The sequence below is a fragment of the Micromonospora chaiyaphumensis genome (assembly GCF_900091435.1).
In the GTDB taxonomy this organism is placed as follows: Bacteria; Actinomycetota; Actinomycetes; order Mycobacteriales; family Micromonosporaceae; genus Micromonospora; species Micromonospora chaiyaphumensis.
Map to the genome: position 1 here is coordinate 490,988 of NZ_FMCS01000004.1, position 23,047 is coordinate 514,034.

At 72.9% G+C, this 23,047-nt stretch carries 21 protein-coding genes; 8 read left to right on the forward strand and 13 right to left on the reverse strand.

All coding sequences use genetic code 11. The annotated features are described in order from the left end of the window. Positions 1 to 44 precede the first annotated feature (44 nt). From GA0070214_RS14340 to GA0070214_RS14370, 7 genes are all read right to left on the reverse strand, one after another. Positions 45 to 1,673 carry a serine/threonine-protein kinase gene (locus GA0070214_RS14340; RefSeq protein ID WP_091262927.1) on the reverse strand — a complete coding sequence of 543 codons (1,629 nt, stop codon included), beginning with the start codon at positions 1,671 to 1,673 and terminating at the stop codon, positions 45 to 47. Positions 1,674 to 1,744: 71 nt separating this feature from the next. After that, on the reverse strand, positions 1,745 to 3,298 hold the full coding sequence (locus GA0070214_RS14345) for a fused MFS/spermidine synthase (RefSeq protein WP_091262929.1): 1,554 nt from the start codon (positions 3,296 to 3,298) through the stop codon (positions 1,745 to 1,747). Between the two features lie 36 nt (positions 3,299 to 3,334). Next, on the reverse strand, positions 3,335 to 4,312 hold the full coding sequence (locus tag GA0070214_RS14350) for a coiled-coil domain-containing protein (protein WP_377463219.1): 978 nt from the start codon (positions 4,310 to 4,312) through the stop codon (positions 3,335 to 3,337). Positions 4,313 to 4,567: 255 nt separating this feature from the next. Next, on the reverse strand, positions 4,568 to 5,377 hold the full coding sequence (locus tag GA0070214_RS14355; RefSeq protein ID WP_091262933.1) for an inositol monophosphatase family protein: 810 nt from the start codon (positions 5,375 to 5,377) through the stop codon (positions 4,568 to 4,570). Then, on the reverse strand, positions 5,370 to 5,822 hold the full coding sequence (locus GA0070214_RS14360) for a response regulator (protein WP_091262935.1): 453 nt from the start codon (positions 5,820 to 5,822) through the stop codon (positions 5,370 to 5,372). Before GA0070214_RS14360 ends, GA0070214_RS14355 begins: the two co-directional genes overlap by 8 nt. Further along, positions 5,819 to 7,558: a sensor histidine kinase gene (locus GA0070214_RS14365; RefSeq protein WP_091262938.1), complete on the reverse strand. Its 1,740-nt coding sequence runs from the start codon at positions 7,556 to 7,558 to the stop codon at positions 5,819 to 5,821. The genes GA0070214_RS14360 and GA0070214_RS14365 overlap by 4 nt, the downstream gene beginning before the upstream one ends. After that, complete coding sequence (locus tag GA0070214_RS14370) at positions 7,555 to 8,793, reverse strand: PP2C family protein-serine/threonine phosphatase (protein WP_208602756.1); 1,239 nt, start codon at positions 8,791 to 8,793, stop codon at positions 7,555 to 7,557. Before GA0070214_RS14370 ends, GA0070214_RS14365 begins: the two co-directional genes overlap by 4 nt. 268 nt (positions 8,794 to 9,061) lie before the next feature. On the opposite strand from GA0070214_RS14370, the gene GA0070214_RS14375 reads away from it, so the two are divergent. Together GA0070214_RS14375 and GA0070214_RS14380 are read left to right on the forward strand one after the other, a co-directional pair. After that, a complete protein-coding gene (locus GA0070214_RS14375) occupies positions 9,062 to 11,485 on the forward strand; it encodes a M28 family peptidase (protein ID WP_091262940.1) in 2,424 nt (807 codons plus the stop codon). 86 nt (positions 11,486 to 11,571) lie between these two features. Further along, on the forward strand, positions 11,572 to 12,174 hold the full coding sequence (locus GA0070214_RS14380; RefSeq protein ID WP_091262942.1) for a dihydrofolate reductase family protein: 603 nt from the start codon (positions 11,572 to 11,574) through the stop codon (positions 12,172 to 12,174). 60 nt (positions 12,175 to 12,234) lie between these two features. On the opposite strand, the gene GA0070214_RS14385 is transcribed toward GA0070214_RS14380, so the two are convergent. Further along, positions 12,235 to 12,708, reverse strand: coding sequence for an FxLYD domain-containing protein (locus GA0070214_RS14385; RefSeq protein WP_139141858.1), 474 nt, complete (start codon positions 12,706 to 12,708; stop codon positions 12,235 to 12,237). A gap of 233 nt (positions 12,709 to 12,941) precedes the next feature. Continuing rightward, positions 12,942 to 14,117, reverse strand: a complete 1,176-nt coding sequence (locus GA0070214_RS14390) for a low temperature requirement protein A (RefSeq protein WP_091262946.1) — start codon at positions 14,115 to 14,117, stop codon at positions 12,942 to 12,944. Between the two features lie 469 nt (positions 14,118 to 14,586). On the opposite strand from GA0070214_RS14390, the gene GA0070214_RS14395 reads away from it, so the two are divergent. Continuing rightward, positions 14,587 to 14,940, forward strand: a complete 354-nt coding sequence (locus GA0070214_RS14395) for a PadR family transcriptional regulator (RefSeq protein WP_091262949.1) — start codon at positions 14,587 to 14,589, stop codon at positions 14,938 to 14,940. Further along, positions 14,937 to 15,851 carry a hypothetical protein gene (locus GA0070214_RS14400; protein ID WP_091262951.1) on the forward strand — a complete coding sequence of 305 codons (915 nt, stop codon included), beginning with the start codon at positions 14,937 to 14,939 and terminating at the stop codon, positions 15,849 to 15,851. Before GA0070214_RS14395 ends, GA0070214_RS14400 begins: the two co-directional genes overlap by 4 nt. A gap of 9 nt (positions 15,852 to 15,860) precedes the next feature. Here GA0070214_RS14400 and GA0070214_RS14405 read toward each other — a convergent pair whose 3' ends face one another. The 3 genes from GA0070214_RS14405 to GA0070214_RS14415 form a co-directional block, all read right to left on the reverse strand. Continuing rightward, positions 15,861 to 16,115 carry a Smr/MutS family protein gene (locus GA0070214_RS14405; RefSeq protein WP_091262953.1) on the reverse strand — a complete coding sequence of 85 codons (255 nt, stop codon included), beginning with the start codon at positions 16,113 to 16,115 and terminating at the stop codon, positions 15,861 to 15,863. Positions 16,116 to 16,174: 59 nt separating this feature from the next. Further along, positions 16,175 to 16,540 carry a tetratricopeptide repeat protein gene (locus GA0070214_RS14410; RefSeq protein WP_091262954.1) on the reverse strand — a complete coding sequence of 122 codons (366 nt, stop codon included), beginning with the start codon at positions 16,538 to 16,540 and terminating at the stop codon, positions 16,175 to 16,177. 91 nt (positions 16,541 to 16,631) lie between these two features. Further along, a complete protein-coding gene (locus tag GA0070214_RS14415; RefSeq protein ID WP_091262956.1) occupies positions 16,632 to 17,402 on the reverse strand; it encodes an ROK family protein in 771 nt (256 codons plus the stop codon). A gap of 79 nt (positions 17,403 to 17,481) precedes the next feature. Between GA0070214_RS14415 and GA0070214_RS14420 the strand changes: the two genes are divergently transcribed. The 3 genes from GA0070214_RS14420 to GA0070214_RS14430 all read left to right on the forward strand — a co-directional run bounded on the left by GA0070214_RS14420 (position 17,482) and on the right by GA0070214_RS14430 (position 20,289). Further along, entirely contained in the window at positions 17,482 to 19,119 is a 1,638-nt protein-coding gene (locus tag GA0070214_RS14420) for an ABC-F family ATP-binding cassette domain-containing protein (protein WP_091262958.1), read from the forward strand. A gap of 38 nt (positions 19,120 to 19,157) precedes the next feature. Then, positions 19,158 to 19,475, forward strand: coding sequence for a hypothetical protein (locus GA0070214_RS14425; RefSeq protein ID WP_091262960.1), 318 nt, complete (start codon positions 19,158 to 19,160; stop codon positions 19,473 to 19,475). Positions 19,476 to 19,563: 88 nt separating this feature from the next. Then, a complete protein-coding gene (locus tag GA0070214_RS14430; protein ID WP_091262962.1) occupies positions 19,564 to 20,289 on the forward strand; it encodes a methyltransferase domain-containing protein in 726 nt (241 codons plus the stop codon). A gap of 67 nt (positions 20,290 to 20,356) precedes the next feature. Here the strand turns inward: GA0070214_RS14430 and GA0070214_RS14435 are convergent, their stop codons facing one another. Next, positions 20,357 to 21,370 (reverse strand): LacI family DNA-binding transcriptional regulator, encoded by a 1,014-nt coding sequence (locus GA0070214_RS14435; RefSeq protein WP_091262964.1) that lies wholly within the window; start codon positions 21,368 to 21,370, stop codon positions 20,357 to 20,359. Positions 21,371 to 21,520: 150 nt separating this feature from the next. Here GA0070214_RS14435 and arfA point away from each other — a divergent pair, with 150 nt between their 5' ends. Next, positions 21,521 to 23,032: an arabinosylfuranosidase ArfA gene (arfA, locus tag GA0070214_RS14440; protein WP_091263134.1), complete on the forward strand. Its 1,512-nt coding sequence runs from the start codon at positions 21,521 to 21,523 to the stop codon at positions 23,030 to 23,032. The last annotated feature ends 15 nt before the right edge of the window (positions 23,033 to 23,047 follow it).

Genomic DNA, 23,047 nt, shown 5'->3' on the forward strand with positions numbered 1-23,047 from the left:
CGTCTTCTTGCCCTTGGTGCCGTGCCCACCCCCCTTCGGCCGGTCTAGCTTGCTTTTCCCTTGCCACTCTCCTTGCCCTTACCGGACTTGGGCGGCTTGGGTTTGCCGGCGGGCTTCGGGGCGGCCTTCGCGGGCGCCTTCGCCGGAGCCTTGGCGGGTGCCTTGGCCGGCGGCTTCGCGGGCGGTGCGGCGGGCGGCGGTGCCGTGGTCGGCGCGGAGCCGGCGACGCCGGACACCTGCACGCCGCAGGTGGTCCCGTCGACCTTGAACTCCACGGGCAGCGGGTTGGCCCCGGTGTAGCTGCCCGTGAGCGACACCTTCTTCGAGGCGCCCGGAGCCAGTGCGGGCTCGGTGGCCGGGGCCCGGAGCAGCACGTCGTTCCCCTGCTGGCGTACGGCTGGCTGGCCCGTCCCGACCTTCTGCCGGCCCGGGAAGGTGAAGCTCATGGTCCAGTCCCGCAGCTCGCGGCTGCCGGTGTTGGTGAGGGTCAGGTCCGCCGTGAAGTCCTTCCCGGAGTCGCGGCGCAGCACGTAGTCGACCGCGCAGGGGACCGGCTCGGGCAGGCCCATCCGGGCCTCGGTCGGCTCCACCCCGCCGCTGGCCGGGCTCTTCGAGGTGACCCCCCACAGGGTGGCGGTGACCGCGATCAGGCCGGCGGCGGCCACCCCGGCCTCCACCTTGCGCCGGCGGGCGGCGGCCCGGCGGGTCTTCGTGCGGATCGCCGAGAAGGGCAGCGCGTCGGTCGCCGACGACCAGGGCAGGATCGTGGTGCCGGCGTTCTCCATGAGCGCCGGGTCGAACTGGCCCAGCGCCGGGGAGACCGGCACGATGGCCGCGATACCGGCGGCGTCGGCGAGCGTACGGGCCACCTCGGCGGTGGCCGGGCGGTCCTCCGGGCGCTTCGCCAGGCAGCGCCGGACCAGCTCGGCGACCTCGTCGGGGAGCCCCACTACCGGCGGCATCGGGTCCGGCTCGTTGTACATGTGGGCGCGCAGCATCTGGGTCGTGGTGTCGGCCTGCCAGGGCAGCCGGCCGGTGAGCATCCGGTAGAGCAGCAGCCCGACCGCATAGACGTCGGTGGCCGGGGAGACCTGGCCGTTGTCCAGCCGCTCCGGAGCCAGGTAGGCGGGCGTGCCGAGCAGCGCGCCGTCCGGGCCCTTCTCGCTCTCCCCCACCAGCGCCGAGATGCCGAAGTCGACGACCTTCACCCCGGTCGAGGTCAGCATGACGTTGCCGGGCGTGACGTCCCGGTGCACCACGCCCCGGGCGTGCGCGGCGGCCAGCGCCGACGCCACCTCCGCGCCGATCGTCAGCGCCTCCCGCCAGGGCAGCTGCCCGCCCCGGCCGAGCCGGCTGCTCAGCGGCCCGCCGTCGACCAGCTCCATCACCACGTAGGGAACGGTCAGCCCGACCTGCTCGGACTCCCCGTAGTCGTACACGTTGGTGATGTTGGGGTGGCAGAGCCGCGCGGCGGCCTGCGCCTCGATCCGGATGCGGTGCCGGAACGCCTTGTCACTGGCCAGCCGCGAGGCCAGCACCTTGATGGCCACCTGCCGACCCAGCACCTCGTCGTAGCCGCGCCAGACGACCGACATGCCCCCCGCGCCGAGCTGCTCGACCAGCCGGTACCGCTCGCCGAGCAGCTGCGCGCCGTTCCTGACCGCTGCACCCATGGTCGGTCCAGTTGCCCGAGGTGGGCCCCCGTACACCTCGCCGGTCGAAATCGGTCAGCGAAGTCACCCGATCAGGCGGTCGCCAGGAGCTGGTCCACCGGCGCGTAGTCGTCGGTGAGCACCAGCGCGTCCCCGACGAACGCGCTCAGCTCCGCGCCGTCCAGCAGCTTCGCGGGCTCCGGCAGCAGCCGGAGCCGTGCCGGGACATCGGCCAGCGGCAGCGGTGCGTCCGAGGCCACGATGACGAAGTTCGCGCCGTGCTGCCCGGCGATCGCGCCGGGCGGGGCGATCAGCGCGACGTGGCGGAACTCGGCCGCCACGGTGGCCAGCTCGGCCCGGATGAACCGGTCCGGCGGATAGTCGATCACGTTCTGCACGTAGATCCCGTCCGGGCGGAGCACCCGGCGGATGTCGGCGGCCATCTCCCGGGTGGCCAGGTGCCAGGGCACCACCAGGTGACCGAAGGCGTCGCCGACGATGAAGTCGCGGCTGTCGGTGGGCTCGGAGCCGAGCAGCACCCGGGCGTCCCCCACCCGGGCGCGCAGCTGCGGCCCGGTGCGTACCCCCAGCTCGCGCCGGTCCAGGTCGACAAGGCCGCCGTCGATCTCGAAGACCAGGTTGTCGCTGCCCGGGCGGGTCGCGGCCAGGTAGCGCGGCATGGTGAAGCCGCCGCCGCCCAGGTGCAGGCCGTCCATCCGCTGCTTCGCCGGCCGCGCCACGTCCGCGACCAGGCCGATCCACTGGGTGTACGCGTACTTCAGGTGCGTCGGGTCGGCCAGGTCAACGTAGGAGTGCTCGGCCGAGTTGAGGTAGAGCGTGCGCCCCTCAGGCCACTGCGCGTCGACCTCGACCCGGGCGCAGTGGTAGGCGGTCTCCACGTCACACGGGTTCGGGGCGACCGCGGAGAGGCCGGCCGCGGCGAGGCCGAGCACCGCCAGGGCGGCCTTGGCCCGGGCCGGACCGGGCAGCGCCGTCCCTGCCTGGCGGCGCAGGTACGCCCCGAGCACCAGCCCCGTCACTCCCAGCACGCCGGCCAGCGCCAGCACGATCACCGTGCTGGGCAGGGCCGCCACCAGCACGAAGCCGGTGGCCAGGGTGGCCGTGATGCCGCCCAGGGTGCCGATGCCGGAGAGCCGGCCGACCACCTGGCCGGTGCGCCGCAGGTCGGCGAGCTGGAGCTTCACCACGAGCGGGGTGACCCCGGCCAGCAACGCGGCCGGCAGCAGCACCGCCAGGGCGGTCAGCAGCAGTACGGCGCTCGCCGCTCCGCCGCGCAACGCCTCACCGGCGTACCGGACGACCGGCAGGGTGACCGCGGTGGCGATGCCGGCCAGCACCAGGGCCGGGGCGAGCAGGGTGCGCGGGTCCCGCCGGTCGGCCAGCCAGCCGCCCATCCACGCCCCGTACGCGATGGCGCCCAGGGCCATGCCGATCACCGAACTGGTCACCTGGAGGGTCACCCCGACGTAGGGGCCGACCAGGCGGAGCGAGACCGTCTCCAGCACCAGCACCGCTCCGCTGGAGAGGAAGACCAGGAACGCGGCGAGCCCGCTGGGCAGGGCCCGGGGCGGGGCCAGCGCGCTCGGCGCCGGCTCCGCGACGACGTCGGACGATGTGCTGCTCACCGTGGCGATGCTACGCAGCGTTCCCCGACAGAGAGGTCAATACATCGAGATGTGAACATGGTTTGTGTGGTCCGCGGCGGGACTGCCGCCCCCGCTGTACGCCCGCCATCCGGTGTTCGGCATCCAGATCTGGCGGTACCAGATGACGTACATGATGCCGAGCCGGCTGGCGTTGTTCTTGGCCCAGCTGGCGAGGCTGTCCCCGTACGCCTTGTCGCCGCCGGTGGCGGTCTTGTCCTCGAAGCCGCCGGTGGCGGCCGCGAAGTCGCAGGCCCGGCCCTTGGGGTGCTCGCCACCGCCACCGCTGCGGTGGCAGGAGACGTAGCGCTTGTAGCCGGCCGCCTGGGCCTGCTGGAGCATGTGCAGCGTGCGCGGGGTGATGCAGCCGTCGGCCGGCGTCGGGTCGTTCACCGAGCAGGACTCCGACGGCCACGAGCCGTCCGGGTTGCGCGGCGCCGGCTTGGCCGACGACGAGCCGCCGCTGAAGCCGGAGCCGGCACCGGAGCTGACCTTGGCGAGCGCCACCTCGGCGTCCCGCTTCTTCTTGGCCAGCACGGCGAGCTGCTTCTGCTGCTCCCGCACCTCGGTGTCGATGGCCACCTTCGCCTCGGCGGCCTGGGCCTTCGCCTCGTTGAGGTCGTGCAGCCGCTTGCTGTCCCGCTGGGCCATCACGTCCAGCTCGGCGGCCCGCTTGAGGAAGGCGTCCGGGTCGGAGCTGGCCAGCAGCATCGACACCGGAGTCAACCGGCCCAGCCGGTAGGACTGCGCGGCCACCTCGCCGACCTGCGCGGTCAGCTCGACCAGGCGGCCCTCGACCTGCTTGAGCTGGTTGGCCAGCGCGACCTGCCGGCGCTTCGAGTTGTCGAGCCGGTTCTTGGCCTCGATGTGGCCCTTCGCCGCCGCTTCCAGGGCCTCGCGGAGCTGCTTGCTGCCGCCCTCGTCGGGAGCGTTCGGGGTGGGCGCGGCCGCGGCCGCCGTGCCGGGGGCGAGGCCCGCGCCCAGCAGCAGGGCCATCGCGGCGAGCAGGGCGAGCAGCGACCGGCGGACGGGCCGGCGGGTGAGCCTGGTCCTGGGCACGTGAGGGTCCTTCCGTCGACCGCCGGCCCCCGAGTCGACCTTGCGCGGCGGCGGCTCCACCGGCGCCGGGCGGCGGCCTGCTGGCGGAGACCGCCGGTCACGATACCGGACCGCAGGCCGCGCGCCATGCCCCCGACCTCGGGCGACGCCGATCGTCGACGCAGCGTGCCGGGGCCGTCGCGGACCGCTCGTTCAGCCGCCCAGCAGGGCGGCCCGGACCTCTTCCCAGCTCTCCTCGCTGGCCGCGACCAGCAGGCCCCGGCCCTCGTCGGCCGGGTGGTAGTCGGTGCCGTCGAAGCGGCGGGCCACCCCGCCGGCCTCCCGGACCAGCAGCGTGCCGGGCGCGTGATCCCAGGGCAGCGTGCGCCAGAAGAGCACGAACTGCTGCGCGCCCGTGAGGATGTCCAGGTATTCCCGGCCGGCGCAGTGCTGGCCGGGCAGCAGCTCGCCGAGCCGCTCGCCGCCCGCCTCCACGCTCCGCCGGAAGTCCGGGGGCAGGAAGCGGGTCATCGCGGTGCCGCGCAGCGCGCCCACCTCGGGCTCCCGCCCGGCGGTGCGCACCGCCGTGCCGTCCAGCCGGGTGCCGTCGCCCACCCGGCAGCTGGCCAGGGTGCCGTCCAGCGGGTCGTAGACCCAGGAGGCGACCGGCACCCCGTCGGTCAGCAGCGCGACCATCAGGGCGAAGGGGCGCCGGCCGGCGGCGAAGTTGGAGGTGCCGTCCACCGGGTCGACCAGCCAGACGTCACCGCCGCCGCGCAGGTGCCGCAGCAGGGCCGGGTCCTCGGCGACCGCCTCCTCACCGACCACCACCGAGCCGGGGCGCAGCCGCCGCAGTCCCGCGGAGATCAGCGCCTCGGCCTTCCGGTCGGCGACGGTGACCACCTCGCCGGGCGCCTTCTCGGTGATGTCGGCGTCGTCGAGGCGGCGGAACAGTGGCACGACGATGTCGGCCGCGGCCTCCCGCAGCAGCGCGCCGACCTCCTCCAGCAGCGGCTCAGCCACGCGGCGGCAGCTTGACCACGCTGACGAAGAACTCGTCGATCTGGCGGACCACCGAGATGAAGCGCTCGAAGTCCACCGGCTTGGTCACGTAGGCGTTGGCGTGCAGCTGGTAGCTGCGCAGGATGTCCTCGTCGGCCTGGGAGGTGGTGAGCACCACGACCGGGATCCGGCAGAGCTGCTCGTCCTTCTTGATCTCCTCCAGGACCTCCCGGCCGTCGCGGCGCGGCAGGTTCAGGTCGAGCAGGATCAGGTCGGGGGTCACGGCGTCCCCGTACTGGCCCTCGCGGCGCAGGTAGGCCAGCGCCTCCGCGCCGTCCGAGACGACCGTGAGGCGGTTGCGGAGCTTGTGCTCCTCGAACGCCTCCTGGGTCATCAGCACGTCGCCCGGGTCGTCCTCGACGAGCAGGACCTCGATCGGGCTCTTGCCGTCCGCCGGCGCGGTCATCCCACCGTCTCCCTCATGCCACCCGTTGTACCGTCTCGGGCCGCCCCCTCGGGCGTCTCTTCCCGTGCCGCGCCGTCCGGCTGCCGGGCCACGCTCACCGCGGCGTCCCCGGCACCGTCACCGGTCGCCGCGTCGTCCCCGGTCGACTCCTCGACCTCGGCCGGTTCCGCCGGCCGCGCCGCCGCGACGTCCTCCGGCAGCGCGGGGAGGGTGAACCGGATCGTGGTGCCCTCCGTGGTGTCGGTGTCCACCCACACCCGGCCGCCGTGGTATTCCACGATCTTCTTGACGATGGCCAGCCCGATGCCGGTGCCCGGGTAGGCGTCCTTGGAGTGCAGCCGCTGGAAGATCACGAAGATCTTGTCGGCGAACTCCGGCTCGATCCCGATGCCGTTGTCCCGGCAGCTGATCTCCCACTCGTCGTCGACCAGCCGCGCCGAGACGTGCACCTTCGGCGGCACGTCGGGCCGGCGGAACTTGATCGAGTTGCTGACCAGGTTGGCCAGCAGGTTGGTCAGCAGCGGCTCCTCGCCGCGGATCACCGGCAGCCGGTCCCAGGTCAGCTCGGCGTCGGCGTACTGCCGGGCCGCCTCGGTCTGCCCGGCCACGTCGCCCATCACCTTGTTGAGGTCGACCTCGGTGAAGCCGGTGGTGAGCCGGCCGATCCGGGAGAACGCGAGCAGGTCGTTGATGAGCCGCTGCATCCGCTGCGCGCCGTCGACCGCGAACGCGATGTACTGGTCGGCCCGCTCGTCGAGCTGGCCCGCGTAGCGCCGCTGGAGGAGCTGGCAGAAGCTGGCCACCTTGCGCAGCGGCTCCTGGAGGTCGTGCGAGGCGACGTACGCGAACTGCTCCAGGTCGCGGTTGGACCGGGTGAGCTCCTCGGCCTGCTTCTGGAGCTGGCTGTTGACCCACTCGATGCGCTCCCGCGCCTCGCGTACCTCGTCCAGCTCCCGGGCGATCTTCTGGCGCATGACGTCGATGTCGTCGGCGAGGAGGCGGAACTCCGGCGGCCCGGACCCCTCGATGTGGTGCCGGTAGTCACCCCCGGCCACCTCGCGCACCTGGCTGACGAGGCCGGCCAGCGGCCGGATCAGGATCCGGTCGAGCGAGAGCAGCAGAACCGCACCGGCCACCGCCACCACCAGGGCCGCGATGATCAGGAGCACCACCAGCACATTGCTGGTGGCGTTGACCTTGTCGGCGGTCTTCTGCCGGACCTCCAGGATCTCGCCCTGGAGGCCGTCGACCGCGGACCGGATGCTGTCGAACTGCTGGCGGGTCTGGTCGGTGATCAACGCCTGGCCGGCGGCCGGACCGCTGCGCTCGGTCGTGGTGATCACCGGCTCGGCGACGGCGGACCGCCACTGCGCGGCCCGCTGCTCGACGACGCCCACCTCGCGCAGCACGTCCGGGTAGTCGACGGCCAGCTTCCGCATGTCGGCGACAGTGTCCTGCTCCCGCCGCAGGCCGTCCTGATAGGGCGCCAGGTCGTTGCGGTCGCCGTTCACCGCGTAGCCGCGGACGGCGGTCTCCTGGTCGAGCAGGGCGCTCATCAGCTCCTGCGCCTGGACCCGCAGCGGCCCGGTCTTGATCAGCACGTCGTCGATGTTCTGCCGGTTCTTGGCGGCGAGGGTCGCCTCGGCGGCGGCCAGCCCGAGCAGCAGCACGAGCACCACGCCGAGCAGCGCGCCGACGCGCCGCCGCAGGGTCCACCCCTGCTGGTACGCCTTCATCGGCCACCGCCGCGGGTGAGCAGCAGCATGGCCACGTCGTCGGCGAGCGGGCCGCCGTTGAGCTGCTCGGCCCGGCCGACCAGCCAGGCGGGCAGCTCGGCCAGGGGCACGGCGCGGTTGGCGGGGTCGGCGAGCAGGTCGGTCAGCCCCGGCACGTCCAGCCGGTCGTCACCGCTGTCCACCCGACCCTCGATGAGGCCGTCGGTGTACATCAGCAGGGACCAGTCATCGGTGTCGAACTCCAGGTCGAAGGCAACGGGTCGGCGCGGCCGTACGCCGAGCAGCAGACCGCCCCGGGCCGGCACCGGGGCGACCTTACCCCCGCTGAGCAGCAGCGGCGGCGGATGACCGGCGAGTCGCACGGTGGCCCGGTTGGCCGCCAGGTCGAGGCGGGTGGTCGCCACCGTGGCGAAGATCTCCTGGAGCCGGCGCTCGCTCATGAGCACCTGCTCCAGCGCGGGCAGCACCTCGTCGTCCGGCACCCCGGCCAGGACCAGGGCCCGCCAGGCGACCCGCAGCTCGACGCCGAGGGCGGCCTCGTCCACACCGTGGCCGCAGACGTCGCCGACGATCAGGTCGATCCGGTCCGGGCGGGTCTGCACCACGTCGTAGAAGTCACCGCCGATCAGGGCGGCGTGCCGGCCGGGGCGGTAGAAGGTGTGCACCGCCACCTGGTCGGTGGTCATGATCGGCTGGGGCAGCAGGCCGCGCTCCAGGCGGGCCGACTCGGCCTGGCGCAGCTCCACCTCGCGCAGCCGGCGGGCGTTCTCGTCGGCCCGCTTGCGCTCCACCGCGTAGCGCAGCGCCCGGGTCAGCAGGACGCCGTCGACCTGGCCCTTGACCAGGTAGTCCTGCGCGCCCTCGGCGACCGCCACGATGCCCAGGTGCTCGTCGGAGCGGCCGGTGAGCACGCAGACCGCCGCACCGCTGGCCATCTCCAGCACCTGGCGCAGCCCGTCCAGGCCCTGCGCGTCGGGCAGACCCAGGTCGAGCAGGACGCAGTCAACACCCATGACCCGCTGCCGGGCCTCGCTGAGACTGGTGGCGACCAGCAGGTCGATCATCGAGTTGGTCTCGGCGAGCAGCTCGCCCACCAGGAAGGCGTCGCCCTCGTCGTCCTCGACCAGCAGGACCCGCAGCCGCTCGCCGGGCGGCACGCTGGCGTAGTGCCCGAGCCCGGCCTGCGGCCCGACGGGGACGCCGGGCAGACCGGCCCCCCGGTGCGGCCGGGTCACCGCCGCGAGACGCGGGAGTTCGCTGGTGATGTCGGGGCTCCTTCCGAGTGCCCTGCTGATCCTGTATCAGCCGACGGTCGCACACAACACGACCGGAGTCGGTGCGGGCGGGCGAACGGGCCCACCCGACGAACAGCGGCTCGGCCAACGCCCGATGTTACGCCGCGACCGGCGTCCGGCCCGGAGCGCACCGGCCGGCGGGAGTGCCGCCGCAGGCCGCGGGGGTGCAGGATGATGCCCACCTTCGAAGCACCCCGAGGAGTCACCAGTGGGCGTACCCCCCACCCGCCCCGCCGACCGCGCGCCGGCCCGGCCGGGCCCACCCCGCACCCGACCGGCCGACCGGGCGCTGGCCCGGCCGCGGCGTCGGCTGACCGCCGCACTGGCCGCGCTCGCCGCGCTGCTCGCCGTCGGCGCCGGCGTCCTGGTCGACCTGGCCACCCCGGCGCCCCGCCCCGCCGACGCGCCCGCCGACGTGTTCAGTGCCGAGCGGGCGTACCAGCAGGTCAAGGTCATCGCGGCGCGGCCGCACGTGGCCGGCAGCACCGCCAACGCCGAGGTCCGGGAGCACGTCGTGGGCGTGCTGCGCGGGCTGGGCCTGGAGACCGAGGTGCAGGACACCGTGGCCCCGGAGGCCGGGCAGCTCAGCGGGGCGGCCGGCGGTGCGACCCTCGCGCGGGTCCGCAACGTGGTCGCCCGGCTGCCCGGCACCGACCCCACCGGCCGGGTCTTCCTGGTGGCCCACTACGACTCGGTGCAGTCCGGGCCGGGCGGCAACGACGACGCCGCCGGCACGTCCACCATCCTGGAGGTGGCCCGGGCGCTGGCCGCCGGCCCGCGCCCCCGCAACGACGTGGTCCTGGTGCTCACCGACGCCGAGGAGGCGTGCCTGTGCGGGGCCGCCGGCTTCGCCGCCGACCACCCCCTGGCCGCCGACGGCGGCGTGGTCCTCAACCTGGAGGCGCGCGGCTCCACCGGCCCGGTGATCATGTTCGAGACGTCCCGGAACAACGCGAGGCTGGTGGAGGCGTTCGGCCGCGCCGCCCCGCACCCGGTCGGCACCTCCTTCGCCGTGGAGATCTACCGGGCGCTGCCCAACGACACCGACTTCACGGCCTTCCTCGACCACCGGTTCGTCGGGCTGAACTCCGCGTACATCGACGGGGGCGCCGTCTACCACACCCCGCTCGACGTGCCGGCGGCCATGAACCGGGGCAGCCTCCAGATGCACGGCGACAACGCGCTGGGCCTGGCCCGCGAGTTCGGCCGGACCGACCTGCGTGACCTGGGCTCCGATCACGACGACACCTACTTCCCCGTGCCCGGCGGGCTGGTCCGCTACCCCGGCTGGCTCACCCTGCCGCTGGCCCTGGCCGCCCTGCTCGCGGTCGGCGTGCTCGGCGCCCTGCTGCGCCGGCGCGGCCGGGCCACCACCGGGCGGCTCGTGGCCGGCGTCGGGCTGGCCCTCGTGCCGGTCGTCGCCGCCCCGCTGGGCGCGTGGCTGCTCTGGACCGCGGTCACCACCGCCCGTCCCGGCTACGCCGAGCTGCTCGACCCGTACCGCCCGGTCTGGTACCGGCTCGCCGTGGTGGCGCTCGCCGCCGCGATCCTCTTCGCCTGGTACGCGCTGACCCGCCGCTGGGCCGGCCCGGCCGCCCTGGCCTTCGGCGGCCTGGTCTGGCTGGCCCTGTTCGGGGTGCTCCTCGCCGTGCTGGTGCCCGGCGGCGCGTACCTGACGACCCTGCCCGCCCTGGCCGGCGCCCTGGCCGGCCTGGCGGCGCTGGCCACCCGCCGCGACGGCCCCTGGCCGGTGGTCGCCGTGACCCTGGCCGGCGCGGTCGCCGTGGTGATCCTGCTGCCCACCGTGGTGCTGCTCTTCCCGGCGCTCGGCATGGGCATGGGCGGCGTGGCGGCGCTCTTCGCCGTGCTGCTCGGCCTGGCCGCGCTGCCCGTCGTGGACCTGCTGCACCCGCAGGCCGGTGGCCAGCGCGGCCTGCTCGCGCTCCGGGCCCGCCGGCTCGGCGCGCTGCCCGCCGGCGCCGCCGCACTCGCCGCAGTGGTGCTCGCCGGGGTCGGCCTGGCGGTGGACCGCTTCGACGCCGCGCACCCCGTGCCGACCCACCTCATGTACGCCCTCGACGCCGGCACCGGCAAGGCGCAGTGGCTCAGTCACGAGGAGGACCCCCAGCCCTGGACCGACGGGTACGTGGACCGCGCCGTTTCCGTGGCCGACGACTTCCCGGGGCTGGGTGACGCGGAGCTCCGGGCGGGAGCGGCCCAGGCGGCGGACCTGCCCGCCCCGAAACTGGAGACCGTCTCCGACACGCGCTCGGGCGACCAGCGGGTGCTGCGGGTCCGGGTGCGGCCGCAGCGGCCGGTCCGGCTGCTCTCCCTGCACGTGGACACGTCCACGGCCGAGGTGCGGTCGGCGACCGTGGCCGGTCGGGACGTGCCGGTCAAGGCGCGGGACGGCCGGTGGGGCTTCGGCGTCGTCTTCCACGCACCGCCGCTGGAGGGTGTCGAGGTCACGCTGACGCTGGTGCCGAAGGCGGGGCAGGTGAACCTGCGGGTCATGGACGCCAGCGACGGGCTGGGCGGCCTGCCCGGGTTCCGGGCCCGGCCCGCGGACGTCGGCGTGGTCGGCTCGCACAGCTCGGAGATGCTGGCGGTGGCCCGGACGTATCCCCTCTAGGAAAAGTTCCGGGACGGATGTCGAGAGGAGCCGCCCAGCTTCTACTCCTGGGTGAACGCAGGCCCACGATCCCGAGGAGCAGAACGATGACGAAGGTGACGACCGGAGCCACCATGTCGCTGGACGGCTACATCGCCGACACGTCCCACGGCGGGTTCGAGCACCTCTTCCAGTGGTACGGCAACGGTGACGTGGAGATCCCGACGGCCACCCCCGGCATGACGTTCCGCACGTCGGCGGCGAGCGCGCAACACGTGCGCGAGCTGACCGGGCGGACCGGTGCGCTCGTGGTCGGCCGGCGGCTGTTCGACATGACCGACGGCTGGGGCGGCCGGCACCCCATGGACGTGCCGGTGGTCGTGGTCACGCACCGCGTGCCGGAGGGCTGGGACCGGGAGGGCGACTCGTTCGTGTTCGTGACCGACGGCATCGAGGCCGCGATCGAGCGGGCGAAGGCCCTCGCCGGCGACAAGGAGGTCGGCGTCAACGGCGGCACCATCGCGACCCAGGTGCTGCAGGCCGGCCTGCTCGACGAGGTCCACATCGATCTCGTCCCGGTCCTGCTCGGCGACGGCATCCCGTTCTTCGCCGGCCTGCGGATCGCACCCGTCCAGCTGGAGGGGCCCACCCGGGTCGTCCAGGGCAAGGAGGTCACCCACCTCGCCTACCGGGTCCGCAAGGAGGGCTGACGCTGCAGTCGGCGAGCCGCGTGGCCCCCGGGGGATCGCCCGGGGGCCACGGTCATCGGTTCAGGAGACCTTGTCGATCTTGCAGCTGACGTCGCCCGTCACCTTCTGGCTCAGGACGACCATGCCCTCCTCGACGGCCTTCTGGCCGGGCCGCACGTCGGAGACGATGGCGGTGGTGTTGCCCACCCGGGTGCCCTTGGCGTCGAGCACGAACACGTCGACGAGGTAGGTGTTCTGGTCCTTGCTGGTGTTGTTCACCTCGACGTCGAACTTCACGTTCGCCAGGAACTCGTCGCCGGCCGACTCGGCCTCACACGACTTGAGCTCGACGTGCCCGGCCTTCGCATCCTGGCTCTTGCTGATGTCGTCGGCCGCCTTGCCGACCAGGGCGGTGCACGCCACGAGGCCGCCGCCACAGAGCAGGACGGCCAGGCCGCCGATGATGAGGAAGATCTTCAGGCCCGTCGACATCCCCTTCTTCGGCGGGGGCACGGGGGCGTACCCCGGCGGAGGGGTCGGGGTGGGCTGCGACATGTCGTTGTGCCTTTCATGGACGATCGTGAGACTCCGGCGGCCGTTCCGGGCCGAGGTCTCACCTGTGCTTGTTTCTGCAGGTCATTGGGACGCCCCGGGCGGGAGCGACCCGGGCAGAGAGTGTCACAGCGCAGGCGTCCGCAAGATCAACCAGCCCGGTGCTTGCCGCCGGACAACCAGTTACTCGGAGCAACTAACTGGGTGATGAAGACTCACCGCTCGGCTGAGCAAGATCAGCCGGGCCGCCCCCGCAGCAGGGGACGGATCAAGCGCCCGCCCATGGCGTCGCCGGTCACCACCCCCGCCAGCATCAGCACGACGAGGGTGGTGACCAGCACCGGGGGCCACTCGCCCACCCATGGCATCGCCGCCAGCAGGACGAGAAGCCAGAACACCCGATGCCACGGGACCACGCCGACGATCCGATAGGTGAACAGGGTGCGACCGAGCAGGAACAGAGCCGGCCCGCCGAGGATCAAGGCGATCCACCGCCCCGGCGTGTCGCCGGTAGGCCGCTCGACGACCAGGTCGAACGCGGCGGCGGTGCAGACGATGCCGGCCAGCATGACCAGGTGGGTGTACGGCGCCAGCCGGGTCGCCCGCCGGAGCACCCGCGGGGCGCTGGTCCGCACGATCTGACCGGCACCCAGGACGTAGATCTGCCAGAGCAGCAGCATGGTGGCGAAGGCGGTCACGAAGGCGGCCGACCGGGCCAGCGTGAAGTCGGAGCGGCTGATCTCCAGGGTCGGCACCAGGATGACGTCGCCGAGCGCCAGGATGACGAACTGCTGGTAGCGCTCGCCCAGGTGCTCGGTCGTCTTCTCGTACTGGCCGAGCGGCACCCGGCCGAGACCGGGCGTCGGGTAGCGCGCGCCGGCCGAGACGTAGTCGATCGTCACGGCGACGGCCCAGAGCACCACCGGCCACCCGTCCGGCAGCAGCGCCCCGCCGATCCAGAAGAAGCCGGAGACCACGAACCAGAAAAGGAAGCGGGCGGCCCGCTGCTCGGCCGTGCGCTGGCGCGGGTGCAGCACGGTCACCAGCACCGCCCCGCGCACCAGGTGCGGCGTCACGTAGCCGACCGCGAAGACCAGCGCGTGCGAGTCGACGGCCAGCGCCGCCGCCGTCACCACGGCGCCGAACATGGTCACCATGAGGATGGCCTGGATGGGTAGCTGGTCCGGGTCGTAGAAGTCGGTGGTCGTCGAGGTGATCGACCAGGTCCACCAGACCGCCATCAGCATGATCAGGACCGGCGCGACGCCGCGCCACGAGGGCCGGTCCGCGATCAGCATCGAGACCAGGGCCAGCGCCGCCACGAAGACGACGTCGAAGAGCAGCTCCAGCAGGGTGGCGCGGGTCGAGCCTCCCGGCGGGCGCACCAGCTCGCTGCTGCCTCCGGTCGTCATGCCCGGCCTCCCGCCGCCCCGGGGCACTGCCTTTCCGGCAATTATCCGGGCGAATCGGCCTTTCCGGGTCCACTTCCCGCGGCCGGAGCCCGCCGGCTTCAGACGACCCTGCCGGGCCGGTAAACCTCACGGGCCGACCCGGGTCTTGCTGGGTGACGAGGCCGGGAGGTCGGATGAGGGATTCGCGCGGAGCGGAGTTCGACGACTTCGTTCGCACACGATCGGCCAGCGGGTCGCGTTCCGGGACGGTGCGGCCGTGCTGGCGGTGCCACCGCAGCGTACGAAGATCACCGTCGCGCTCTCCAGGACCCCGGTCAGCCGGGAGAACATGGTTCACATCTCCAATGACCAGCATCCCCGTCACGTACTGACCCGCATCAACATGCCGGCTCACCACCGGAGTGAGCCGGCAGGGGTCCCGGCTCGGGGATCTTGACCGATACGTCGATCATCTGCTTATGTTGACGACATGACTAGGTCCTCCGCGTCGATGCGCGAACCCACCTATTTCATCCTGGCCGCGTTGCAGGACGAACCCCTGCACGGCTACGCGATCGTCAAACGGGCGCAGGAGTTGTCCGACGGGCGCGTACGCCTCACCACGGGCACCCTCTACGCCGCTCTGGACCGGCTCACCGGTGAGGAGATGGTGCGGGTGGCCGAGGAAGCGGTGGTCAACGGTCGCGCCCGCCGCACCTATGAGCTGACCCAGCGAGGCATGTCCGCGCTGACCGCGGAGGCGGAGCGGATGGCTGCGGCGGCGAGCGTCGTTCGCAACCGCTCCGTCCGCCCGATGGCCGCGGGCCGGGTGGTGCCGGCATGACCGAGCTGGAGCGCCGTTACCGGTGGCTGCTGCGGGCCTACCCCCGCGCCTACCGGCAGTATCGCGCGGACGAGATGCTCGAAACCCTGCTCGCCACGGCTGACGACCCCCGGCGGCCGAGCCTTCGGGAGGCGGCGTCGCTCGTGGTCGGAGGGCTGCGCGCCCGCACCGGTGTCGACCGTCTCGGCTCGCGATCGGCGCTGGGATACTCCGCGCTGCGGCTGTCCGCGCTGTCCCTGCTCGTGTACGGCTTGACGCAGCGGGCCGGAGGCCCGCTCGGGGTCTTGGTGACGATGCTGTCGGAGGGCCCGTACAACCCCGGCGCATGGTGGTTCATCGTCATTCCGGCGCTGCTGACCATCGCGCTCTTCGCTGCGGCGTGGGGTAGCTACCGGCTGGCATTCGCTGCGGCGATCTTGACCGTGGCCGCGCAACATGCGTCGGCAAACGGGTGGGACCTCTCGGCCTGGTTCTCGTCGGTTTATGACCTCCAGGACGCGATGCTTCCCCAGTTCTGGCCAGCGCTGCTGGCTTCGCTGGCGTTGCTGCGACTGCTCCGCGCACCCCGAACGCCCGTGGCCCGACCGTGGGCCTGGCCCGTCCTCGGGGCACTGGCAGTCGTCGCTCTGGCGCCGAGCCCGATCAACGGCTGGTTGGACGCACCACTGATGTCCCTGTGCGCGTTCGCCGCACTGGCCGTCATCACCGCGCCGGTCGATGCACGGATGCCCATCGTCGCCTCGGTGCTTCTCCTGGCGCCGGCCTTGGCACAGGCCACCTATCTGCTCGGTTCCAGACAAGCGGGGTGGCCAGTAGACATCTCCATCACCGCGATCCTTGTTCTCGCGGCAGTCATGGCGAGCACGCTTGCCGCCGGAACGATCGCCGGCCGCCGCCAGGCCCGCATGTAGACCCGGAACTCACTTCCAGCGGAAGTGGACGAAGAGGCGGCCGAAGTTCTTCGAGTCCTTCTCGACCCGGTGATAGAGCTGCTTGACGTCCTTCTGGTCGAGGAAGCGCAGCACCTTCTTCTTCAGCTGGCCGGAGCCCTTCCCCGGAATGATCTCCACCATGCTGGCCTTCTTCGCCACGGCCTCGTTCATGATGTCCCGCAGGGCACGGTCGATCTCGTAGCCCTTGTTGTAGATCTCGTGGAGATCGAGCTTGAGCTTCACCCGACCATCGTAGGTACACCGAAGGGCAGCCCCGCGGGGCTGCCCTTCGCAGTCAACCGTCAGCGGCCGCCGACCTTGCCCTCCACCCGGCGCAGCGCCGCGGTGTAGTCGGCGTTGGTCGAGTACATGGCCGCGGCGATCCGCAGGTGCCGCAGCGCGTCGGCGGGGCGGTTCATCCGCTCCAGCGTCCGGCCGAGCACGTGGTGCGCGTAGTGGTCGCTCGGGTCCCGGTCGACCAGCTCGCGCAACTGCTCCTCGGCCCGGTTGAGCTGGGCCGACTGGAAGTACGCCCGGGCCAGCAGCTGCCGCACCGAGGAGTTGCCGGGCTCGGCCTCGACGATCGGTTCGAGCAGCCGGGCCGCTCCGGTCGGGTCACCCGCTTCGAAGAACATGGTCGCCCGCCGGTACTCCGCCAGAAGATCCACTCGACCCACCTCCTCGTGTCGCGCCAGCCCTTTCTCCGACGCTGGCACAACACCAGCCGTACCGCGAGTGTTCCTTCGCCGAAGATCGTGCTCAGGAGGTCGGGTCGTACCGGTCCCCGACCAGCTCCCAGGCCCGGACACCACCGACGATTCCGGCTGTGTTCGGGACGACCACGACATCGTCGCCCATCCGGGTCAGCTGGTCCGGCCGGATGAGGCGGGAGTTGCCGCCGCCCAGATAGAGCCGATCCCAGCGGAAGACCGGCCGCAGGCCGTCGACCACCTGGCGGATCCGCCGGGACCAGAACGCGTCGCCGAGGCGCCGCCGTTCCGGCTCCCCGACGTACGTGTCATAGGTGGTGTTCCAGCGCACCGGGGCGTGCGACAGCTCCAGGTGCGGGGCGAGCACCCCGCCGTCGAAGAGCGCGCTGCCGAGCCCGGTGCCGAGGGTCAGCACCAGCTCGCAACCGGTCCCGGCGACCACGCCCGCGCCGTGCACCTCGGCGTCGTTGAGGACCAGCGCCGGGATGCCGAACGCGTCGGCCAGGGCGCTGCGCGCGTCGTACCCGGACCACTCGGCGACCAGGTCGGGGTCGACCCGGCTGCGCGGGCCGGAGCGGGTCACGTAGTGCGGGGTGGCCACCACCACGCCGTGCCGGATCATGCCGGGCATCCCGACGGTGAGCCGGTCCGCCGGGGGCAGCCGGCCGCCGAGGTCCAGCAGCGTCTTGACGAAGAGGGCGGGCGGCAGGGGGTACGGGGTGGGGACCCGCAGCGGCCGGGCCCGCATGGTCCCCGCCGCGTCCAGCACGGAGGCCTTGATCCCGCCGCCCCCGCAGTCGATCGCCAGAGTGGTCTCCACGGCTGTGAGTCTCCCTCACGGCGGCCGGGCGCCGAGCGCGGGTCGATCGATTCCGCGCGCCGGTAGGCTCGATCTCCTCATGAGTGCCACGTTGATCGCCAAGGACCTCACCGCCGGGCACGGCGACCGCCTCCTCTTCACCGACCTCGACCTGGTGGTCGCCCCGGGCGACGTGGTCGGGCTGGTCGGGGTGAACGGTGCCGGCAAGTCCACGCTGCTGCGTACCCTCGCCGGGCTCCAGCCGCTGGAGCAGGGGTCGGTGGCGTTGAACCCGCCCACCGCCACCGTCGGCTACCTGCCGCAGGAGCCGGAGCGCCGGCCGGGCGAGACGGTCCGCGGCTTCCTGGCCCGGCGCACCGGGGTGACCGCGGCGCAGGCGGCGCTGGACACCGCCACCGAGGCGCTGACCGCCGGGGCGGCGGGCGCGGACGACGCGTACGGCACGGCGCTGGAGCGCTGGCTGGACCTGGGCGGTGCGGACCTGGACGAGCGGGCCGAGCAGGTCGCCGCCGAACTGGGTCTCCACGTCGACCTGGACCACCCGATGACGGGCCTCTCCGGTGGTCAGGCGGCCCGGGCCGGGCTGGCCTCCCTCCTGCTGAGCCGGTACGACGTCTTCCTGCTCGACGAGCCCACCAACGACCTGGACCTGGCCGGCCTGGACCGGCTGGAACGCTTCGTCACCGGACTGCGGGCCGGCACGGTGCTGGTCAGCCACGACCGGGAGTTCCTCACCCGCACGGTCACCCGGGTGGTGGAACTGGACCTGCACCAAGGCCAGGTCAACCACTTCGGCGGCGGCTACGCGGCCTACCTGGAGGAGCGCGAGGTGGCCCGCCGGCACGCCCGCGAGGAGTACGAGGAGTACGCCGGCACCCGGGCCCAGCTGGAGGCGCGGGCCCGGACGCAGCGGTCGTGGATGGAGAAGGGCGTGAAGAACGCCCGCCGCAAGGCCACCGACAACGACAAGATCGGCCGCAAGTTCCGCTCCGAGGCCAGCGAGAAGCAGGCCGCCAAGGCCCGGCAGACCGAGCGGTTGATCGAGCGGCTGGAGGTGGTCGAGGAGCCGCGCAAGGAGTGGGAGCTGCGGATGGAGATCGCCGCCGCGCCCCGCGCCGGCGCCGTCGTGGCCGCGCTCCGGGGCGCCGTGGTCCGCCGCGGCGACTTCACAATCGGCCCGGTGAACCTCCAGATCGACTGGGCCGACCGGGTGGCGATCACCGGGGCGAACGGCTCCGGCAAGAGCACGCTGCTGGCCGCGCTGCTCGGCCGGCTGCCGCTCGACGAGGGACACGCCGCGCTCGGCCCGGGCGTGGTGGTGGGCGAGGTGGACCAGGCCCGGGGGCTCTTCCTCGGCGACCAGCCCCTGCTGGACGCGTTCGGCGCCGCCGTACCCGAGCTGAACCCCGCGGACGTGCGGACGCTGCTGGCCAAGTTCGGCCTCCGGGCCGACCACGTGCTGCGGCCGGCGGCCACCCTCTCCCCCGGCGAGCGCACCCGGGCCGCGCTGGCCCTGCTCCAGGGGCGCGGGGTGAACCTGCTGGTGCTCGACGAGCCGACCAACCACCTGGACCTGCCGGCGATCGAGCAGCTCGAATCGGCCCTGGCCGGCTACCCGGGAACCCTGCTCCTGGTGACCCACGACCGGCGGATGCTGGACGCGGTGAGCGTCAACCGGCGGCTGCGCGTGGCGGACGGACGGATCGCCGAGGATTGATCCGTGCCGACCCGGTCGCGCGGGGTGAGAATGACCCCATGCTCAAGTGGGAGTACGCGCTGCTGGTCCGCCGCCGCCAGGCCGCCACCACCGACATCGGGTGGGAGGTCGTCTTCATCTGGTACGGCCCGGACGGCTCCATGATCGACGTCACGCCGTACGGCGACACCGCGCTGGCCCACCTGAACCGGGCCGGCGACCAGGGGTGGGAACTGGTCGCGATGAGCGAGGACCCGTCCCTGCCCGGCAACAACGAGTTGCACCGCTACCACCTGAAACGGCCGAAGGCGGCCGCGCCGCAGCCCCGCCAGCGGATGCGCGGCTCCCGCAGCGCCCGCCGCACCATCGCCGGCTGACCGCCACACGGTCGGCGGCGCCCCGATCCGGGCGGGGCAGGCATATCGGGCGGGGATGCGGGTATCGCGCCGCCCGGGAGGTGGGCGCATGGTGGCGGTGGGGCAATCCGCACTCTCGGGCGAGCGGCTGCGGGAGGTCGACGGCTTCCTCGCCGAGGCGTGGGCCGATCAGGCCCGCCACGACGAGCGGCTGCGCGGGCTGACCGTGGACGTGCGCTTCGACCGGGGCGTCGCCCACCTCGACGGCGCGGTCGCCGACCCGGCCCAGTTGCGGCTGGTCCGGGACCTGGTGGGCCGGCTCGACGGGGTGCTGGGCGTGTGGTGCCGGGTGAGCGTCGGCGGCCGGGCGCCCGTGGTGGTCGACCTGGGTTGCGGAGCGACCAAGCAGTGGCCGGGAAACCTGGGCCTGGACATCTACCCGGCGCCCGGGGTGAACGCGGTGGCCGACCTGTCCGCCTCGCTGCCGCTGGCGGACGACTCGGTGGACGTGCTCTTCGCCGTGCACATCCTGGAGCACCTCATCGACTTCCTGCCTCTGCTCGACGAGTGCCACCGGGTGCTGCGCCCGGGCGGCGTGCTGCACGTGATGAGCCCCTGGTGGCGGCACGTGAACGCGGTGGCCGACCCCACCCACGTGCGCCTGCTGGACGTGCAGACCTTCAAGGGCATCTGCGGTCAGCGCCCGCCCGGCACCCCGCGCTGGTATCCGCTGCACGTGGGCTGCGACGGCGCCTCGATCTTCGCCGACCTGACCCCCCTCCCACCCGACGCCGCACAACCGTCGAGATCCCACCTGGCCCGCTTCTTCGACTGACCCTCACGGGTCGCGCCGTCGATCATGAGGTTGGCGGCACCCCAGGAGATCAACTTCGCCGTTAACCTCATGATCGACGTGATGGGGCGGACTCGCGGAGGGCCAGGCGGTGGGGGGCGACCAGTTCCCGGGGTGGGGTTTCCGGGTCGGCGGTCAGGCGGTTGGCCAGGAGTTCTACCGCCAGGCGGGCGATGCGCTCCTTGTCGGGGGCGACCGTGCTCAGGGTGGGGATGGAGAAGCGGCCGTCCTCGATGTCGTCGAAGCCGGCCACCGCGACGTCGTCGGGCACCCGCAGGCCGGCCTCGTGCAGGGCGCGCAGCGCGCCGAGGGCCAGGGTGTCGTTGAAGCAGAAGACGGCGTCGGGGCGTACGCCGGTGGTCAGCAGGTGCCGCATGGCGGCCGCGCCGTCCGCGCGGTGCCAGGCCGGCGCGGGCGCCACCAGGTGCTCGTCGTAGGCGATGCCGGCGTCGGCCAGCGCGGCGGTGTAGCCGGCCAGGCGGAGCCGGGCGCTGGCGCCCTCGGGCGTGCGCTGCGAGCCGATCGCGGCGATCCGGCGGCGGCCGAGCCCGACCAGGTGGGCGGTGATCTCCCGGGCGGCGGCCACGTTGTCGACCACGACGTGGTCGGCGGGGCCGTGGTCGACCCGCTCGCCGAGCAGCACCATGGGCATGCCGTCGAGGCCCGCGAGGTCGTCGGCGGTGAGCGCGAGCGGGCTGAAGATCAGGCCGTCGATCATGTGGTCGGCGATGCCGCTGGCCGCCTTGCGTTCCTGCTCCGGGCCGCCGCCGGTCTGGTCGATGAGCACCGTCCAGCCGTGCTCGGCGGCGGCGGTGACCACGTGCCGGGCCAGCTCGGCGAAGTAGGGGATGTCCAGCTCCGGCACGGCCAGGGCGATCACGCCCGTGCGCCCCTTGCGCAGGTTGCGGGCCGAGAGGTTGGGGCGGTAGTTGAGCTCGGCGATGGCCGCCTCGACCCGGGCGCGCGTGTCCGCGCGGACGTGCTGGTAGCCGTTCACCACGTTGGAGACGGTCTTCACCGACACGCCGGCCCGTTCCGCGACGTCCTTGAGCCTGTGCCGCACTGAACTTCCTCCCGGGTGACTGCTGGGCCGCACTCTACCGCGTCACGACGACGTAACGACCCCTTTACATCGTTGCTTACAACGTTGTACAAACCAGGGACACCGGTGACCGAGGTCACCCGGAACAGCACCGAGGAAAGGGTGGCACCCGTGCGGAACGCGCAGCTGACGATCGACCCGACCTTCACCATCGGCGCGGCCGACCGTCGCCTCTTCGGTTCGTTCGTCGAGCACATGGGTCGCTGCGTCTACGGCGGCGTCTACGAGCCCGGCCACCCGAACGCCGACGCGCGCGGCTTCCGGCGTGACGTGCTGGAGCTGACCCGCGAGCTGGGCGTCTCCGTGGTCCGCTACCCGGGCGGCAACTTCGTCTCCGGCTACCGCTGGGAGGACGGCGTGGGCCCGGTCGGCGACCGTCCCCGGCGGCTCGACCTGGCCTGGAAGACCATCGAGACCAACGCGTTCGGCCTGGACGAGTTCATGACCTGGGCGGCCGAGGCCGGTGTCGAGCCCATGATGGCGGTCAACCTCGGCACCCGTGGTGTCCAGGAGGCCTGCGACCTGCTGGAGTACGCCAACCACCCGGGCGGCACCCAGCTGTCCGACCTGCGCCGCAAGCACGGCGCCGAGGATCCGTACGGGGTCCGGCTCTGGTGCCTCGGCAACGAGCTGGACGGGCCGTGGCAGGTGGGCCACAAGACGGCCGACGAGTACGGCCGGCTCGCCGCCGAGACCGCCCGCGCCATGAAGATGATCGACCCCTCGATCAGCCTGGTCGCCTGCGGCAGCTCCAACCGGGGGATGCCGACCTTCGCCTCCTGGGAGGCGACCGTGCTGGAGCACACCTACGAGCACGTGGACTACATCTCGGCCCACACCTACTACGACCCGTCCGACGGCGACCGGGCCAGCATCCTGGCCTCGGCCGTGGACATGGACAACTTCATCCGCGAGGTGGTCGCCACCGCCGACCACGTGGCCGCCAAGCAGCGGCACAGGCGCAAGCTGAAGATCTCCTTCGACGAGTGGAACGTCTGGTACCAGTCCCGCCTCCAGGCCGACCTGGACCGGCGCGGCTGGGTCGAGGCGCCGGCCCTCATCGAGGACGACTACAACGCCGTCGACGCGGTGGTCGTCGGCGACCTGCTGATCACCCTGCTCCGGCACGCCGACCGGGTCGGGGTGGCCTGCCAGGCGCAGCTCGCCAACGTGATCGCGCCGATCCGCACCCGGAACGGCGGGCCGGCCTGGCGGCAGAGCATCTTCCACCCGTTCGCCCTCACCGCCCGCCACGCGCGGGGCACGGTGCTGCGCACCGAGCCGGTCGGCCCGACGTACGAGACGAAGCGGTACGGCGAGGTTCCCGTGCTGGACACCGTGGCCGTGCACGACGAGGAGACCGGCGGGCTGGCCGTCTTCGCCGTCAACCGGGGCGACGCGGACCTCGCGCTTCAGCTCGACCTGCGCGGCCTGCCACGACTCTCCTTTGAAACCCACACCACCCTCGCGGCCGGCGCCGACCCGGCCGCCACGAACACCGAGGCGGAGCCCGACCGGGTGACGCCTCGGGAGGTCACCACCCCCACCCTCGACGGCGGCCGGTGCTCCGTGGCGCTGCCCGCCTGCTCCTGGAACCTGCTGCGCTTCGCGCCTCAGCCGTGACCAGGCAATACTGCA